General features: G+C 65.1%; 10 protein-coding genes, 1 pseudogene and 1 CRISPR repeat array. Of the genes and pseudogenes, 3 read left to right on the top strand and 8 right to left on the bottom strand.

From position 1 onward, the window contains the following. Positions 1-55 precede the first annotated feature (55 nt). From RRU_RS12085 to RRU_RS12105, 5 genes are all read right to left on the bottom strand, one after another. Complete coding sequence (locus RRU_RS12085; protein WP_011390089.1) at positions 56-1,330, bottom strand: MFS transporter; 1,275 nt, start codon at positions 1,328-1,330, stop codon at positions 56-58. 40 nt (positions 1,331-1,370) lie between these two features. Continuing rightward, on the bottom strand, positions 1,371-3,500 hold the full coding sequence (locus RRU_RS12090; RefSeq protein ID WP_162470621.1) for a TonB-dependent receptor: 2,130 nt from the start codon (positions 3,498-3,500) through the stop codon (positions 1,371-1,373). A gap of 702 nt (positions 3,501-4,202) precedes the next feature. Beyond that, positions 4,203-5,081 carry a helix-turn-helix transcriptional regulator gene (locus tag RRU_RS12095; protein ID WP_014626358.1) on the bottom strand — a complete coding sequence of 293 codons (879 nt, stop codon included), beginning with the start codon at positions 5,079-5,081 and terminating at the stop codon, positions 4,203-4,205. A 206-nt stretch (positions 5,082-5,287) separates the two neighbouring features. Next, positions 5,288-7,036: an ABC transporter ATP-binding protein gene (locus RRU_RS12100; protein ID WP_011390092.1), complete on the bottom strand. Its 1,749-nt coding sequence runs from the start codon at positions 7,034-7,036 to the stop codon at positions 5,288-5,290. Next, positions 7,033-8,844 (bottom strand): ABC transporter ATP-binding protein, encoded by a 1,812-nt coding sequence (locus RRU_RS12105; RefSeq protein WP_011390093.1) that lies wholly within the window; start codon positions 8,842-8,844, stop codon positions 7,033-7,035. Before RRU_RS12105 ends, RRU_RS12100 begins: the two co-directional genes overlap by 4 nt. 590 nt (positions 8,845-9,434) lie before the next feature. Here RRU_RS12105 and RRU_RS20025 point away from each other — a divergent pair. The 3 genes and pseudogenes from RRU_RS20025 to cas4 all read left to right on the top strand — a co-directional run. Further along, positions 9,435-9,680: a hypothetical protein gene (locus tag RRU_RS20025; RefSeq protein ID WP_237703762.1), complete on the top strand. Its 246-nt coding sequence runs from the start codon at positions 9,435-9,437 to the stop codon at positions 9,678-9,680. Positions 9,681-9,708: 28 nt separating this feature from the next. Continuing rightward, positions 9,709-10,566 (top strand): hypothetical protein, encoded by an 858-nt coding sequence (locus RRU_RS12115; RefSeq protein WP_011390095.1) that lies wholly within the window; start codon positions 9,709-9,711, stop codon positions 10,564-10,566. A gap of 129 nt (positions 10,567-10,695) precedes the next feature. Beyond that, positions 10,696-11,031: direct repeats of the CRISPR family, unit length 37 nt; unit sequence GTCTCCCGAGGCAGTAATGCCTCGGCCTCATTGAAAC. A gap of 262 nt (positions 11,032-11,293) precedes the next feature. Then, positions 11,294-12,076: pseudogene (gene cas4, locus RRU_RS12120) on the top strand (CRISPR-associated protein Cas4); the annotation flags it as partial. A gap of 385 nt (positions 12,077-12,461) precedes the next feature. On the opposite strand, the gene RRU_RS12125 reads toward cas4, so the two are convergent. Genes RRU_RS12125 through RRU_RS12135 form a run of 3 tightly spaced genes read right to left on the bottom strand, consistent with a single transcriptional unit; the run spans position 12,462 to position 15,350 of the window. Then, positions 12,462-13,346, bottom strand: coding sequence for a WcbI family polysaccharide biosynthesis putative acetyltransferase (locus RRU_RS12125; RefSeq protein WP_011390097.1), 885 nt, complete (start codon positions 13,344-13,346; stop codon positions 12,462-12,464). A 51-nt stretch (positions 13,347-13,397) separates the two neighbouring features. Next, complete coding sequence (locus RRU_RS12130; protein WP_011390098.1) at positions 13,398-14,429, bottom strand: glycosyltransferase; 1,032 nt, start codon at positions 14,427-14,429, stop codon at positions 13,398-13,400. A gap of 18 nt (positions 14,430-14,447) precedes the next feature. Further along, positions 14,448-15,350 carry a FecR family protein gene (locus RRU_RS12135; protein ID WP_011390099.1) on the bottom strand — a complete coding sequence of 301 codons (903 nt, stop codon included), beginning with the start codon at positions 15,348-15,350 and terminating at the stop codon, positions 14,448-14,450. Between the last annotated feature and the right edge of the window lie 30 nt (positions 15,351-15,380).

The following is a 15,380-nucleotide window of genomic DNA, read 5'->3' on the forward strand; positions in this document are numbered from 1 at the left end:
AAAGCAGCCGCATGCAGGCGCGCGGATGGGGGGGCCGGGGCGAGACCCTTCGCCGTCACGCCCCCTTCTCCCGGGCCAGGGCCATGGGGGCGGCGGCCACGCCAAGCGATCCCGCCGCCCCCTCCCCTTCCCGATCAGACGAGGGCGAGCGATAGCCCATGGAGAGCAAGGCGACCAGCACCGCGACGGCGGCGCCCAAGATCACCACGCCCCCATAGCCGATCCTCTGTGCCAAGGCGGCGGCGAGCGACATCGCCCCCATGGCGAACCCCATGTTCAGGCTGTATTGGAAGGTATAGTCGGTGGCCGGTCGCCGGGGCGAAGCGTGGTCCATCATCAACGTAGCCAGAACCGTGGCGGCCGGGTTGTAGCAAAGGAAGTAGAGGATAACCGCCAGGGTCGCGACACCGTCGCCAAAGCCCCAGACCGCCGGCACCAAGATCACGGCGATTCCCGGCACCTGGAAGAATGCGGCGCCGACCAGGACCGCGCGGCGCGAGAAGCGATGGAGAAGGCTCCCCGTCACAAAGGCCGCGACGATACCGGCGATCGAACCGAACACGTTGACCATCAGACCGATCCGATCCATGCCCCAACCGCGATCGACGAGAACGGGAATGGTCACCGCATAGGCCAAGCCACACCCGATGGGATTGAGCATGAGGAGCATCAGCCAGTACCGCCCGCCGGCCCGCGTCCAGAACCCGGCGACGCATCGAAACAGCGTGGCGCCCTCGGCCCGCACGATGGCCCGCGCCGGTTCGTCGTACCACAGCACCTGAAGAAAGGAGACCGACGTGCCCGCGGCAAGGAGGAGCAGGCTGCCCTGCCAGCCCAGCCAAGGATACGTCAGAAGCACCACGCCCCCGCCAAGCATGTTGCCCAGCAAACCACCGGCGATCTGAATGCCATTTCCCATCCCCCGCTGATCGGGCGACAACAGCCGACAGGCGAGACCATCGACGGCGATGTCCTGGGAGGCGGACAGGAAGGCGATCAGGGCCCCCAGAAGGTAGATGATCGGGAAATCCCCGATCACGTCCAAAAAGCCCATGGCGAGCAGCACCAGCGCCAGACCGCCCTGCATGAGCAACAACCACACACGGTAGTGGCCGTACCGGCCGAACCGAATCTTGTCGATCATCGGCGCCCACAGGACCTTGAAGGGCCAGACCATGCCCAGCATGTAGACCATGCCCACTTGGTCCAGGGTCGCCCCCTGGTCGCGCATGATCGCGACCAGGGCGACGACCAGGAATCCCAGGCCAAGAAACTGGGTCGTGTAGAGGCTGCCCAGCAACAGCCAGGTGGAACGCGGCATGTGTGTCATGGAAATGACCCTTCAAGCCCCCGGACGCCGAGGACGACGATCAGAACGTGGCGCTAAAACCGAGACCAAAGGCGCGGCCGGGCGCCGGAGCGCCGTATTTCGTCGCCGAGGCGACATCGTAAAATCCATACAGATCATAGTGGTCACCCACCAGATTCCGGCCCCAGACGTATAGTTCGACACCGCTCTGGGCGATTCCGATGCGCGTATCGACCTTGTGGTAGGCATCAAGGTCGTAGTGGTTCTGCACGTCCGCCGGCCGCTCACCGACATACGTGTAGTCGAGACGGGCGTTCAATTCCGGGGAGGGCAGGAAGCCGATTCTCGGCAGGGACTTGTTGAAAATCGCCGACACCTTGCCCGACCATTCCGGCACGTCGGGCACATGGTTGCCCGCCTTGACGGCGCCGCCTTGCGTCGCGTTCACGTCATCCTGGATGACCGCGCTGATGTAACTCACGCCCCCCTCCAGGGTCAGGGCGTCGGCCACCCGCCAACTCGCCGCCAGTTCGCCGCCCACGCTGCGCGTGTCGGCGTTCAGGACGAAGGAGGACACGCCCTTGCTATCGATCATGTAATTATCCTGAACCTTCGTCACGAAGGCCGAGGCGTCCAACCGCAGCCGTTTGTTCAGGAACTCCGATTTCATGCCGACCTCTCCGGAATAGATGCTCCCGGCCTTGTACTCGGCGTCTCCCGCGGTCTCGGCATAGTCCTGGTATCCGCCGGGATTGTACCCTCGCGAGAACGTCGCGTAGATATTCGCCTCGGGAGTCACGGCATAGCTCACGCCCAGGCGGCCCGTGGTGAAATTGTCGCTCAAGTCCCCACTGTCCTGGACGCTCACGCCCCTGGCGGTATAGGTCGCATCGTAGGTCTTAAGATCCAAGGTATGGCGAACCCCCGCCGTCACCTTCAAATCCTCGATGACGGGAACCGTCACCTCGCCATACACGCCATAGCGCTGGGTCGTGAAGTCCCGGTACTGGGAGGTGCCGGGATAAACGATACCCGAGGCTCCCCCGACGCGGGGATGATCGTAGCCGCGCTCCGAATAAAGCGCGCTCGCCCCGGCGACCCAGAACAAATTCGCTCCGGGCAGAGACGAGACCCGCAGGTCCTGGGTAAAAACATTCTCCGATACTTCCTGATCCCGCCAATACTCCGACGGCACGCCCATCATCGACTGATAAACCATCCGATCAAAGAAAACGGGAGAGATATTATACGTATCGGAATAGGAGGTGACAGACGTGATCTGACTGTTCTCGAATTCGTGATTAACCTCCAGGGAGTACCGCTTCATATTTTTTTTGCTATAGTCGTACACACCGGGGGTGAGATCGATTTCCGGGTCGTCGCCATAGGGCTTCAGAACGATGTTCTCGCCCATGTGGCGACTGTGATCGTATTCGACGGAAAACAACGCGGATGTTTCCGGTTGGATATCCCAAAGCAGACTGCCCCGGACCCCCAGGAAATCCGGCTCGGACAGGGGCTCGCCGGTCTGCCGGTTGGTAATCGGATAATCATAGGCGGACTGTTGAACGGCCAACCGCCCGCTGAACTGCTCGGACAAGGGGCCGCCGACGGCCGCGGCCATCCGATGCTGATGATCCTCGCCGTACTCGCCTTGAACATAGCCCTCCACATGGCGGGTCGGCTTGCGGGTGGTCAGATTGATCGCGCCGGCGCCGCCCAGGCCGCCGAAGAGTGTTCCTTGCGGCCCCTTGAGCACCTCGACCTGTTCCAGGTCGAGAATTCCCAGGGAGAGGTTACGCGGATTAACCGGACTGCCGTCCAAGTTCACCACGACCGAAGCATCATCCATGCTCAGCGGATAGAGGGCGCCGACACCGCGAATGGAGATGGACGACACATTGGCCCCGCCCGAGGTGTTGACGCTCACCCCGGGGGTGCTGCGCAGCACTTCCTCAAGGCTGTAATTTCCCTTCTGTTCGATCTCCTTGCCGTCCAGGACCGTGACCGAGAAGGGAATGTCCTTGGGATCCTCCTCGATTCGCCGCGCGGTGACCGTCATCGTCGGCAAGGCGATCGCCCGCCCTTGCGTTCCAACCAAGTCCTCCGAAGCCGAACCGCCTTGGTTTTGCTGCGCCTTGGCCTCCGACGCCAGACCAGCCTGCAGGGACACCCCCAGGGAAAGCGCCATGGCGACCATCCCGGTCGTCCGGGGTTTGCGATAAAGGGGATGGGGTTCGGCATGGCCGTCGGAGCGACCGGAAGACACAGGGTAACAAGAGGGCATGTTTACTCTCCGATTGGTGCGAAGGATTGGAATCCGAGAACCGTGCCGATCAGATCGATCCCCTTTCGAAGGCGCCGCCGTCCGGGAAACCCCGCCGGCCTCCCCCTTCGACGGTGTCGGACCGCCGGGCACGGAGACCGAGCCACCCCGGCAAGCCCGGTGGCTGAGCCGATATCCATAGGGACTGGAGGACCACGCGGCGGGCAGCGGTCCGTCCACCCCGACCAAAAGTCGGACCACCGCCGCCCCATCCGTTCCATGAGCCCGCACGCTCCCTTGTTCGGCCCTGCTCCGTCCTCGCCCGCCAAAACACGACCGATCGCCGCAACGTGATAGTGAGTATCATTATTACTTTTGGGACAGACCGCCCCCCGCTTCGGTATAAAAAAACACCCCCATCGGGAGCTTCTGAAGGCGGGGGGCGTGCCGGGGGACTCACCAAGGGCGACCAGCCGCGCTCTCCCCATGCAGAGGAGAGGGCGCGTCGGGAACTGACGGGAAAACCGGGAAGAAAGCCCATGGACATCCCCATGGGAGGGCCGTCGGGACCGCGGAGGAAGGCCTGGAGCAGGCTCGTCCGGCGCCGATCCTCGCGGCGGCAAAACCCTATGCGACGTATTTTTTACGTTCGTTCCGGGGCAGATCGCCGAACTGTTTGCGATAGGCCGTGCTGAAATGGCTCAGATTACTGTAGCCCAGCGTCAGGGCCGTTTCGGTCACGCTATGCGTACGCAAAAGAGCGCAGGCACGCTCCATGCGGTGCCGTTGAAACAGGGCGTAGATGCTGGTTCCGAACAGGGTCTTAAACCCCTGTTTGAGCTTGAGCTGGTTCAATCCTATCTCGCGGGCCAATTCGGCGATGGTGGGCGGCGCGCTCAGATCGAGCAAAAGACGGTCGCGCGCGGCGAGCAACCGTTGTCGTTCGCGCGGGGACAGGGTTGGCTTGAGGGCCCCCCCCCTGGTGCCGCAAAAGTGCGCCCCGAGGAATTTCAGGGCCGCCGCATAGAGAAACAGCCGCTCGGAGTGCTCTTCCTCCAACTGGCTGGCGAGCTCCGCGGCGGCTCCCACGGTTCGGTGCCCCGCATGCAGCGCCCGCATGATGAAACCGTTTTCCACCTCCGGCCGGATTTGGTCGAAATCATCGCCGACGAGGTCGGCGAGAACGTCCGGCGCCACCATCAGATCGATATGGCGGTAGGTGGGACCATAGCGGGCCGAGAAGTCCTCGCCGGGAGCGAAGACGACATAGCCCTCGCCCACGGCGGGAGCCGCTAGGTGATTGCGGATGACCGCTTCCGATGCTCCGCGCAGGAGACAGCAGAAGTGGATGTTCTCGCTGGTATTGCGCAAAGTCGCCCGGATCTCGTCGCGCCCATTCCCGCCATACAACGTGACCGCCAGTCCCGGACGGAGATCGAAACAGCGGGACCGCAGTCCCGAGAGTGTCCCCACCGCTTCGCGCTCGTCCTCGCAAAGACCCAACATCCGCGTCGTCGCCTCGCCCGTGGGGTGTCCACTCGATGGGCGTATCCTCTCCATCCCCACCCCTCCCTAAAACGACAGAAGAAACCCACTGAACAAGGGGCAGTCTATATGAAACTAAGTCTTATTTTCAATACACAGCCCGCGCACGGCTGAAATGCGCCCGACAAGCGCCCCTCCCTCGCCCCCTCCCTCCAGGATGGCGATCGTCATGCGATCTCCTCCTTCGCCATCAGGCGCCACCCTTGCGCCCGATGACGATCGTGCCAAAACCGCGCGTACTCCGCGTTCCGCGCCAGCAGCCCGTCATGTGTGCCGACGTCGATGATGCGACCGCCCCGGAGGAATAGGATCTGATCGGCGGCGACGATCGTTCGCGGCCTGTGGGCGACGACCAAAAGCGTCGACCGCGCCTTGAGGCCGCGCATCGTTTGCTCGATAAAGCGTTCATTCGCCGGATCGAGCGCCGCCGTGGCTTCATCGAGCAGCACGATGGGCGCGTTCTTCAGAACGGCCCGCGCCACCGAAACCCGCTGGCGCTCGCCTCCCGACAACAGGGCGCCGCCCTCGCCCACCGGGGTGTTCCACCCCTCCGGCAGGCGCGCGACGATATCCTCCACCCCGGCGAGACGGGCCGCCTCGCGAACCTCCTCGGCGGTGGCGTCCGGCCGCCCAACGCGGATATTCGCCTCCAAGGTATCGTTGAACAGATAGACATCCTGCATGACCGGGGAGAGTTGGCCCATGAGCGTTGTCCCGTCCAGCTCACGAACGTCGCGGCCGCCGACCCGCACGCTTCCCCCATCCACGTCGAAGAAGCGCATGATCAGGCGGATAATGGTCGTCTTGCCCGATCCGGAGTCCCCGATGATCGCCGTCATCGTCCGGGGATCGACGCGGAAGGAGACATCGCGCAGCACCGGCGCCCCCGGCCGGTAGCCAAACGCCACCTGATCGAATTCAATGCGACCGGGTTCCGTCAAAGGCGCCGGCTGTATCGGCTCGGGCAACCCCTTTTCGGCGAAGAGGGCCGCCAGCCGCCGCAGGTCGTTATTGGCCATGCGCAGCAAACCGCTCCGCGCCGCGGCTTCGGCCAGGGGACCGGCCAAACGGGCGGCCAGCGCCAGCAGGGCGACCAAAGCGACCGCGTCCAGGGTCCCGCCCAGGACCAGCAGGACGCCAACGGAGATCAGCGTGACGAAGGCGACCTGAACGGAGAGGCCACCAACCAGGAGACGGGGAAACGTCGTGCTCAGAACCGATCCATTGGCGCGCCGCTGGGCCTCGATGGCGTCCTCCAGCGGCTGGTAGCCGGCGTCCGTCGTCCGGCCGAAGGCCCGCAGCACGGGTTGGGCCCGGGCGAACTCCACGACCCGGGCGCTGGCGGTGGCGCCGGCGGCGTCCACCGCCTCCTCCGTCCGCCCGATCCAGGTGGACGACCAACGGTGGGCCCAATAGATGAACGGCGCCCAAACCGCCACCGCCAAGCCCAGGCGCCAGTCGGTCAGCGCGATGACCACGGCAAGGGTCGCCGGCGTCAGCACCCCGGTAACCACCGGGGTCAGAAAATGGGCGAAGACATTGGTGACCATGGTCGTGCCATCGGTCGCGCTTTGGGACAGGCGACCGATCTTTTCGGACGAGAACCAGCCCAGCGGGAGCGAGGCCACGTGGTCCCCCAAGCGCTCGTGCACGGTGGTGAGGACCACCAGGGCGAGGGAAAACCCCTTCATCGCTTGCTGGTAGCGGGCGACGCAAGCCATCAGCACAGCCCCGGCCATGCCTAGCAACCAAACCGAGGCGCCGGTTCCGTCACCGGTCAGCAAGGCCGCCAGAACCGGCGCCAGGAAGGCGATGGCCACCCCCTCCAAGACCGCGTAAGCCACCAGCCAAGCCAAGTAAAGACGCAATGCGCCGGCATGCCGTGGCCCCAGGATCGTCGCCAAGTCCCTGATCATCGCATCACCTCCGCCGCGCCCTGGAAACCGGCGGCCGCCCGCCGGGCAGAGCCCGCCGGAGGCTCCCTGCCCCAAGGTTCGGCCTCCCCCGTCGCCTCCTTCCACAGGCGGGCATAGAGACCGCCCGCCCTCACCAAATGGTCATGGGTTCCGACCTCGCTCACCCGGCCGTCGTCCACCACGACGATTTGATCGACCGCCGTGATGGTCGCCAGCCGATGGGCGATCACCAGGACGGTCCGCCCCCGGGCCACCGTCGACAGGGCCTCTTGAACCCGCGCCTCGGAGTCCGGATCGGCGTGGGCCGTCGCCTCGTCGAGGATCAGCACCGGCGTGTCGGCGAGCAGGGCGCGGGCGATGGAGATCCGCTGCGCCTCCCCTCCCGAGAAGACGGCATCCTCGTCGAGCACCGAGTCATACTGTCGCGGCAGGGCCATGACGCGATCGTGGATGCGGGCGGCGCGGGCGGCGGCGACCACCGCGTCGAAGCTGGCGTCGGGGCGTCCCAAACGGATGTTGTCGGCCACCGTTCCATGCAGCAGTTGCACGTCTTGCAAAACGAACCCCACATGCCGGTAAAGGACATCGGGGGCGATCTCGCGCACATCCACGCCACCGACCCGCAGGCTTCCGGCGGTCACGTCGTGGAAGCGGGGCACCAGTTTGGCCAAGGTCGACTTGCCCGCCCCGGACGGCCCCACCAGGGCGGTCACGGTTCCGGGTCGGCAGGTCAGGGTCACATCGCGCAGCACCGGGCGGTCCGCGGCGTAACCGAAGGACACATGATCGAAGCTCACCGTGCCGCCTTCGGGCCGGCGCGGCCGGTCGGCCACCGGCAGGTCCTGGGCGTCGAGCAGGTCCAGTATGCGTCCGGCGGCGGCGACCGCCTTGCGGTGCGCCGTCAGGCCCTGAGTCAGGGTCAACAGGGTTTGGGGCAACACCACCGCGACCAGAGCCTCGGCCAGGACATCGATGGGCGCGACCCAGCCCCGGGAGATGAACCAAGCGCCCCCGGACAGGCTGACGAGCAAGATCACCGGCGCCGACACGGCCATGGAGGTCAAGGCCTCCAGCCGCAGCAGCGGGCGGACCCAGGCGGTATAGCGGTCGCTGAACGCGGTGACGGCTTGGCGGTATCCCTCGTGGGCCTTCCCCACCCGTCCGAAGGCCTTGACCACGGCGATCCCCTGAACGAATTCGACGATAGCCGCGTTCACCCGGGCGAAGGTCGTGTCCAGTTCGGTCATCTTGTCAGCGAAGCCGCGCATCATCCAGGCATAGGCGATCAGGTAGACCGGCAGCGTGGCGACCGCCAGCAGCCCAAGCCGCCAGTCCAACCAGATCACATAGGCCAGCCCGCCGATCGGCAGGACGATCGCCGCGGCCAAGTCCACATCGTGGTGGGCCACCAGATGGTGGAGATCCTTGAGATCCCCCTGGACCGCCTTGCGGATCAATCCGGAAGTCTTATCAGAATACCATCCCAGGGGCACGCGGCCGAGTTTCCGAACAAGAGCCCGACGCAGCGTGGCTTGCAGCCGGTGGTCGGCGATATGAGTCACCCACAGCGCCGCCCCGGTAAGGACCCAAGACAGGATCAGACCCAGGATCACGGCCGCCACGACGGCGACGATGCCCAGGCTGTCAACGGGTCCGCCGGCGAGCAGGATCCGCCCCAGTTCGGCAAGTCCGATGAAGGGCACCAGCGTCCCGAGGGCGCCCAGACCGCCCAGACAGACCCCCACGCCGATCAGCCTGCGCACCGGGTGACGCAGTCGGGCGAGTTCGGCTGTTCCCGGCATGGTCATGCCTTGCCCCACCAGAGGGCGCCCGAAGGGGCGATCAGGGTCCGCACGGGGGATGGATCAACGGCGCCGAAGTGGTTCCCCGGTACGTCACCCTCCCGGAAATAGCCGACCGGCCCCCGGAATTCACCGACCCGATGGAGACCGGAAATCCGCTCCCTAGCCCGTTTTTCGAAAGTCCTCACCAGAATCGCGGCGCTCATAGGGGCATGCCTCCAGTCAACCCATGAAGCGAGACGGCTGAAGACCCAGCCGCCCCCGCCAGACCCTCCCCTCCATCGGCCTTCATCCCTGGCCCCCGGAGTTTGAGAGTGCGTCGGATTATCGCTTAAAATCCCGAGCGGACTTTACAAGCGGTCGCGCGCACCGGCTCCCCGCAGCGGCATTGTCTTTAACCTATTCGGAATTTTTCGAGATCTCCGAGCCGAAGCCTCGTCGTTTTGCGCGAAAGCTGTCCCGATAAAAGCGGCAACGATGGGCGACCGCTTTCCCCAGCCGAAGAGGCGGCGGGCCGCGACGCGCTATCCCGCGCCGAGCGGCCGTTTGACGACCTTCTTTTGGTGCACCTACCCCATAATCGCACGGCCGTGGTCATGGATCGTTTACCACCGGGATCGCCAGCCAATGTGCTGATCCTTTCTCCGGAGGAAACGAATTTTTATGGCGCCGCCCCCCTGATCCAGGCTTTGAATCACGCCATTCCCGGTGGCTGGTTCGGCGGCGCCCTCCCCTCCCAGGGCTTTTGGGGCTACCCGGCCCCCCTTGACGCAACACGGATTTTCGCGGCTTTGGGCAAAACCAACCACGAGCGCTTCGCCAAAGGCGATCCGCCCCTATAATCTCTGGCGACCTGGGGGAGCCCCACCGATGGAACGAAGCGAAACGATAGGGCACGCGCCGACGGCAAAAGGCGCGACACCCCTCCCTGCGACGATAGCCACCCCTCCCGCTGTCCATGGCTTCATCCTGGACGGCCCGGCGCTTGCCCCCGCCCTATGCCTGCGCTTGGCCGGCGCCCTGCGTCGGGCGGTGATGGCGCGGGTGCGCGATACCCTGGGGCTAGGCCCCCAGGATGGCCTGCCCGCCTTTTTCTGTGGTCATCAGAGCGATGGCGCCCCGGTGCGGCCGGGGCACCATGACCACCTGTTTTTCCTGGCCGATCCCGGCCCGCCGGCGCGGGTGCTGATCGTTCCCCCCAGCCATGCCGAACATCGCCCGCCGTCGCCCGAGGAATGCGGCCATCGCGAAACCCTGGTCAAGGCCCTGGCCGGAATGACCCACCTGATCGCCGGGGCCGATGGCGTTTTCACCCTCCACACCCAGGATCGGCCGTCGCCTGCCGACCCCGTGCTCGGATCCGGCCTTTATTGGCGATCGGCGACAGCCTTTCATCCGCCCCGCCACCCCAAGCGCGGCGATGATCCCCAAGCCTTCCTAACCGCCTTGATCGCCAAGGAGTGCTTGGCCCGCGCCCTGCCCCTCCCCGCCATCAAGATCATCTCGCTGCGCCGCGGCGCCCGCGATGGTCTGGCCGCCCTGGCCCATTTGACCTTCCCCAAGCCGGTAAGCGGACCGATCCTGCTTGGCCGGGACGCCCACCGGGGGGGCGGTGTCTTCCTCCTTGGGGCGGTGCGGCGGCCCCTGGCCGAAGAGGGCCTCCCCTCGCGCGAGGGGTCCGCTGACTCAAACGACTCGCGGAGCGCTCGCAATGAACCAATCATTTGATTTTCCCGTTCTTTTTGACACCGCCCCTCGAATGGCCGGCTTGAGGACAGCCCTTTTCAAGCCATTTTTTTCGACCCCTCGCAAATCACCCCCTATCCCCCCGCCCCCATTATGCTATTTTAGGGGGCCGTCTCCCGAGGCAGTAATGCCTCGGCCTCATTGAAACAGGTGTTACAGGAGTCTCAACGACTGGGGTTGTGGGGTCTCCCGAGGCAGTAATGCCTCGGCCTCATTGAAACTTCGTATTCCCATAGATCTTACCCGTGGTCGTAAGGGTCTCCCGAGGCAGTAATGCCTCGGCCTCATTGAAACCGGACGGGCAGCTTCAGATACTTCAGGGCACTCTCGTACCCGTCTCCCGAGGCAGTAATGCCTCGGCCTCATTGAAACACCGCGATTTCTTTCGCCTCTTCGAGCGAGGCGACGGGGTCTCCCTAGGCAGTAATGCCTCAGCCTCATTGAAACTCCTCTGACCCGCGCCGCTGTCTCCGCCTTGCCGAGATTAAAGGGGTTAAACCCCTTTTTATCTCTTTGATGCCTCGGCTGATTGAAGCAGCGCTGCCACAGCCGGGAAGATCGGAACTGGTTACGCCGTTAAAAGCTCTCCTTTCCGGGATTTTTTACTCATGGGGGGTTCTCTCTAAAAGCGGCGTCCCCATTTGCTTCAAGGTATCCAGATCCCTGTCTGCCTTTAACCCCACCAGATCGGTTTTGGAGAGACGCCCCGATGGCCCCCTCCGACACACCGCCTTCTGCGGAAGATCTCCCCTCCCAGGGCGAATTGGCCCTGTTCGCCCCACCGGCGACCGCCGAGGATGCCCTGGTGCCCGCCAGCATGGTCAACGCCTGGATCTATTGTCCCCGGCTGGCTGTTTTGGAATGGGGGCGTGGCGAAAAGGCCCGCAGTGTGGATCTCATCGCCGGCCTGCGCGCCCATCAAGCCACGGAAAGCGGCCCGACTCCCGCCCTCCCCGATCCCATGGTCCTGCGAGAAGACCAAAGCCTGAAAACCCGCAAATTATCGCTGTCTTCGGAGCGCCTTGGGCTGACGGCCGAGCTTGATCTTCTCGATGTCGAAGAGGGGGTGGTGATCCCGGTCGAGATCAAGGTCGGCAAACGCCCCTCCGTCGACGAGGGGGCTTATCTGCCCGAACGCGCCCAGGTTTGCGCCCAGGCCCTTTTGCTCCGCGAGGCGGGCTACACCTGCCTTGAAGGAGCGCTGTGGTTCGCCGAAAGCCGCGAGCGTGTAACGGTGGATCTGACCGAGGCGTTGGTCACCGCCACCCTGGTCGCCACATCGGATCTGCGCTTGACCGTGGCCAGCGGCCGGCTGCCACCGCCTTTGGATCATTCGGCCAAATGCCCCCGCTGTTCGCTTTTGCCGATCTGCCTGCCCGATGAAATCGCTTGGTTCCGCAAGGGATCGATCGCGCGCACCCCTCCGCCCCCGGCTTCTCCGGCCTTGCCGCTTTACGGACAGACCCCCGGGGCCCGCATCGGCAAGAAAGACAGAGGAGGCTCCGTCTGTTTGGACAGAATGGCGGCTTGGTTAAGCTCTCGCCCGGTTCCTTGTTACGCCGCCATCGGGATGCTCAACACCGCCTCCGGGGCATCCCACCCATCCGTCGCGCGACATGCCGATGGCGGGGCCAGTGCGCGATCTTTCCGTCTTCCGACCGCCTTCAGACGGCCTGTTCGTCGCTCTCTCCCGTGCTACGCCGCCCGATGACCCTGCCCGCACGCTGGCGCGTCCTAGCGAGCTACCGGAAAGAAACAGCGGTCAGGCGGGGAACGGGGTACGGCCGCTCCGGCTTCGGCCGGGGCCGGCTCAGTTTCAGCCGCACCCGCTTGTTCAGCCCGGCCCGGCGCGTTGTCGTCAAGGCGCGCGTCGTCCGTCACCAGGACCGGTCATAGGCGAGATAGCGGGTGATATACTCCTCGAAGGTCCAAAGGTTGTCGTACCAACGATAGCGCATCTCGGGATGCCAGAAGGCCAGACCGGCGGCCTCGGCGACATAGGGGTGGATGGGGACCTGCAGCGGTCCCATCGGCGGCAAATCCGCCGCCATCGCCTGAAGCCGCCCTTGCCCCCGCCGCGGCTCGCCGCCCAGGAAAGCCTGGGCCGCCCCATAAAGGCGGGAGGCGAGAACGCCCAGGCCATCGGGGGTGATATGGCCGCTCGTCCAGAAAAAATGACGGCGGCGGACGACGTCGAGCACATAATCGCCGATGGCGACGTCGCAGGCTTGGTCACGCCGGAGGATCCGCTGCTCTTCTTGGGCGAGTTTGCCGGCCATATCGGGCATGGCGACCATCGAGCGATGCAGATACTCCTTGAAGGCGGCCCCGCCGCTCAGGCCGGTTCCCGCCATTTTCTGCACAAGGCGATCGCCATAGGGATAACGCCCCCACAGGTAGCCTTCTTCCGAAGTTACGCGGGGATCTTTGGTCTCAAAAGGCCAGAATCCCCGGAAAATGAAGCTGGGAAAGATCAGACGGGGGCAGGACGGCGGCATCAAGGCGCGCAGCGCCCGCCGTATCGGCAGCAGGTCGTCCTCCTTGGAGTCGAATTGCTCCAGATACAGCACGCACCGCCGCAGGTCTTCGGGCTGGGGCAGCCGCAGGGGCTGATGGGGCGCGCTATAGCTCATCAGGCAGACATATTGATAGCGGTCGTCGGCGGCCGCCAGCAGCGGCGCCATGCACAGGATTTGACAATTGCCGTATAAAACGACCTGGGGGGCCTCGGCGGCGAGGGAGCCAAAAACGAAGGGGGTCACGGATGACGACCTTCCTTGATAGGGGCGGCTGCGGCCGTTTTCGCCTCGTCGCTAACGGCCAAGGGCATGCAGACCCAGGCGCGTCAGGGCATCATCAAGGGCCCGCTGGGTGTCGAGCATGACGCTTTGGGCATTGGCCCTGGCCGCGTCCGAAAGCGCCTGCCAAAGCGTGATGTCGAAATAAAGCCGGCGGAGCGCCTGGCTCCACTGGTCGGGCGGCGCCTCGAGATCGAGCACCAGTCCGCCGGCGCCGACGGTGGCGGGCAAGGCCCCCCGTGTGCTGGCGAGGATGGGCAGGCCGTTGATCTGGGCTTCGATGACCGTGCGGCCATAGGCTTCTTCCCAAACGCTTGGCATCAGCACGAAGCGGGCCTCGGCGTAGAGAGCGCGCATATCGGCGGTCGCCGGCCGCCACTCGATATTCGGGCAGCGGCGGAAGCGCTGGTCCAGCCAGTCGCGCCAGGACTCTCCGGCGGCCCAGCCCTCGACGGCGAGAAACGGCACATCGGGATTGGCCAGGGCCAGGTCGAGCAAACGCTCCAGCCCCTTTTCCGGGACCGGGTTGACGAACAGCACGCGATCGCCGGTGGACGGCGCCAGATAGCGCTTGGCATCGATGACCGGCGGCAGAATACGGCAGTCGATCCCGAACACCGCCCGCCATCGTTGGGCGGTGAACAGCGAATTGGCGAAGTATAAAAGGGCCGGATGCACCGGCAGAACGCCGCCGATCCGATGGAATTCCACATTATGCAGATAAACCGCCGTGGGAATGGCCGTTTCCAGGGCGGAGGCCAAAAGCGCCGCCAGCAGGTGGCTGCTCTGCACCAGGATAACCGAGGGGTCGAGCAAGCCCGCCACCAAAGGCAGGGCGGCGACCGGATCGGCCGCCCGGATCACCCGATACCCAAGCTCGCGGTCATGGGTGATCCCGCCCGGAGCCCCCGGCGCACCGCCCCCGCAGAGCACGATAACCTCGACCCCTTTGTCGAGAAGCGCCAGACAAAGCTCGTCGGTGGTGCTTTGCAAGCCTCCGCGCGTTTGCGGATGATGCGGATAGGACGAACACAGAAGAATGCGCATGGAGGGCGCCACCCCCCCCTAGGAGGTGGCGACCGGGGGCGTCGTCCGCACGGCGTTGATGGGCGGGGCGCTATCGACATCGGCGACGGCATCGGGCCGGCTGGAGCCCATGGCGGCGCCAACCAGGGCGGAATTGGGGTTGCTCAGACGATCCTGCGCTAGGCCGGAGGTCGGCACACCCTGGCCAGCCGGCCGGTCGCTGGTGGCGATCAGCGGCGCTTGCGGCGCCGAGGGCGCCGAGGGGGGCGCCGCTGACGCAGGGGCACCGCCCCCCTGCCCCGTCGTCCCCTCGAAGCGGCTGGTCAGGCTGGAAAGCTGCTGGGGGGGGGCGCTTTGGGGCGATCCCACGCCGTTTTGGGAACTCGTCACCGAGAATCCAGGGCGCAGCACGGTTTGGGTGGCGCCGCTTTGGTCGGTCACCCGCATCTGCTGGCCGAAGAGGAAGGTCGCCGAGGTGCTTTGCCCACGGCTTTCAACGATGCTGATGCCGCCGAGAATACCAACCGTGCCGCCAGCCGTGCGGACTTCCGTCTCGTTGGACTTGCTGTTCATTCCCCCGACGACGCGCAAGCTGCCCTCGTGCAGGGTCATGGCGATCTTGCCGCTGCGCGTGGACGGATCATGGGAAAAACTGTCAAGGGTCAGGCTGGACCCCGGGCCGAGGGTCACCGAGGATTGGTCGAGAAACAAAATGTGAATGATGCCGTTGGGACCGGTGCGCAGGGTCTCCCCGGCTTGAACGCCATCACCCAGAACCACCGCCGTCGTATTGGTCGGCGCGCCGCTCACCCCCCGGGTCGACGATACCGCGCCGGTGACCACCCCGACCTTGGGACCTTCGGCGGCCACCGCCGGATGGGTGGCGGCGGTGGTCAGGGCGACCGCGGCGAAAAGCCAGTCTTTGGAATCTGCCGGCGTCATCTGTTTTGCTCCACCCGGTTCCGGCTTCCA

The sequence above is a fragment of the Rhodospirillum rubrum ATCC 11170 genome, assembly GCF_000013085.1.
In the GTDB taxonomy this organism is placed as follows: Bacteria; Pseudomonadota; Alphaproteobacteria; order Rhodospirillales; family Rhodospirillaceae; genus Rhodospirillum; species Rhodospirillum rubrum.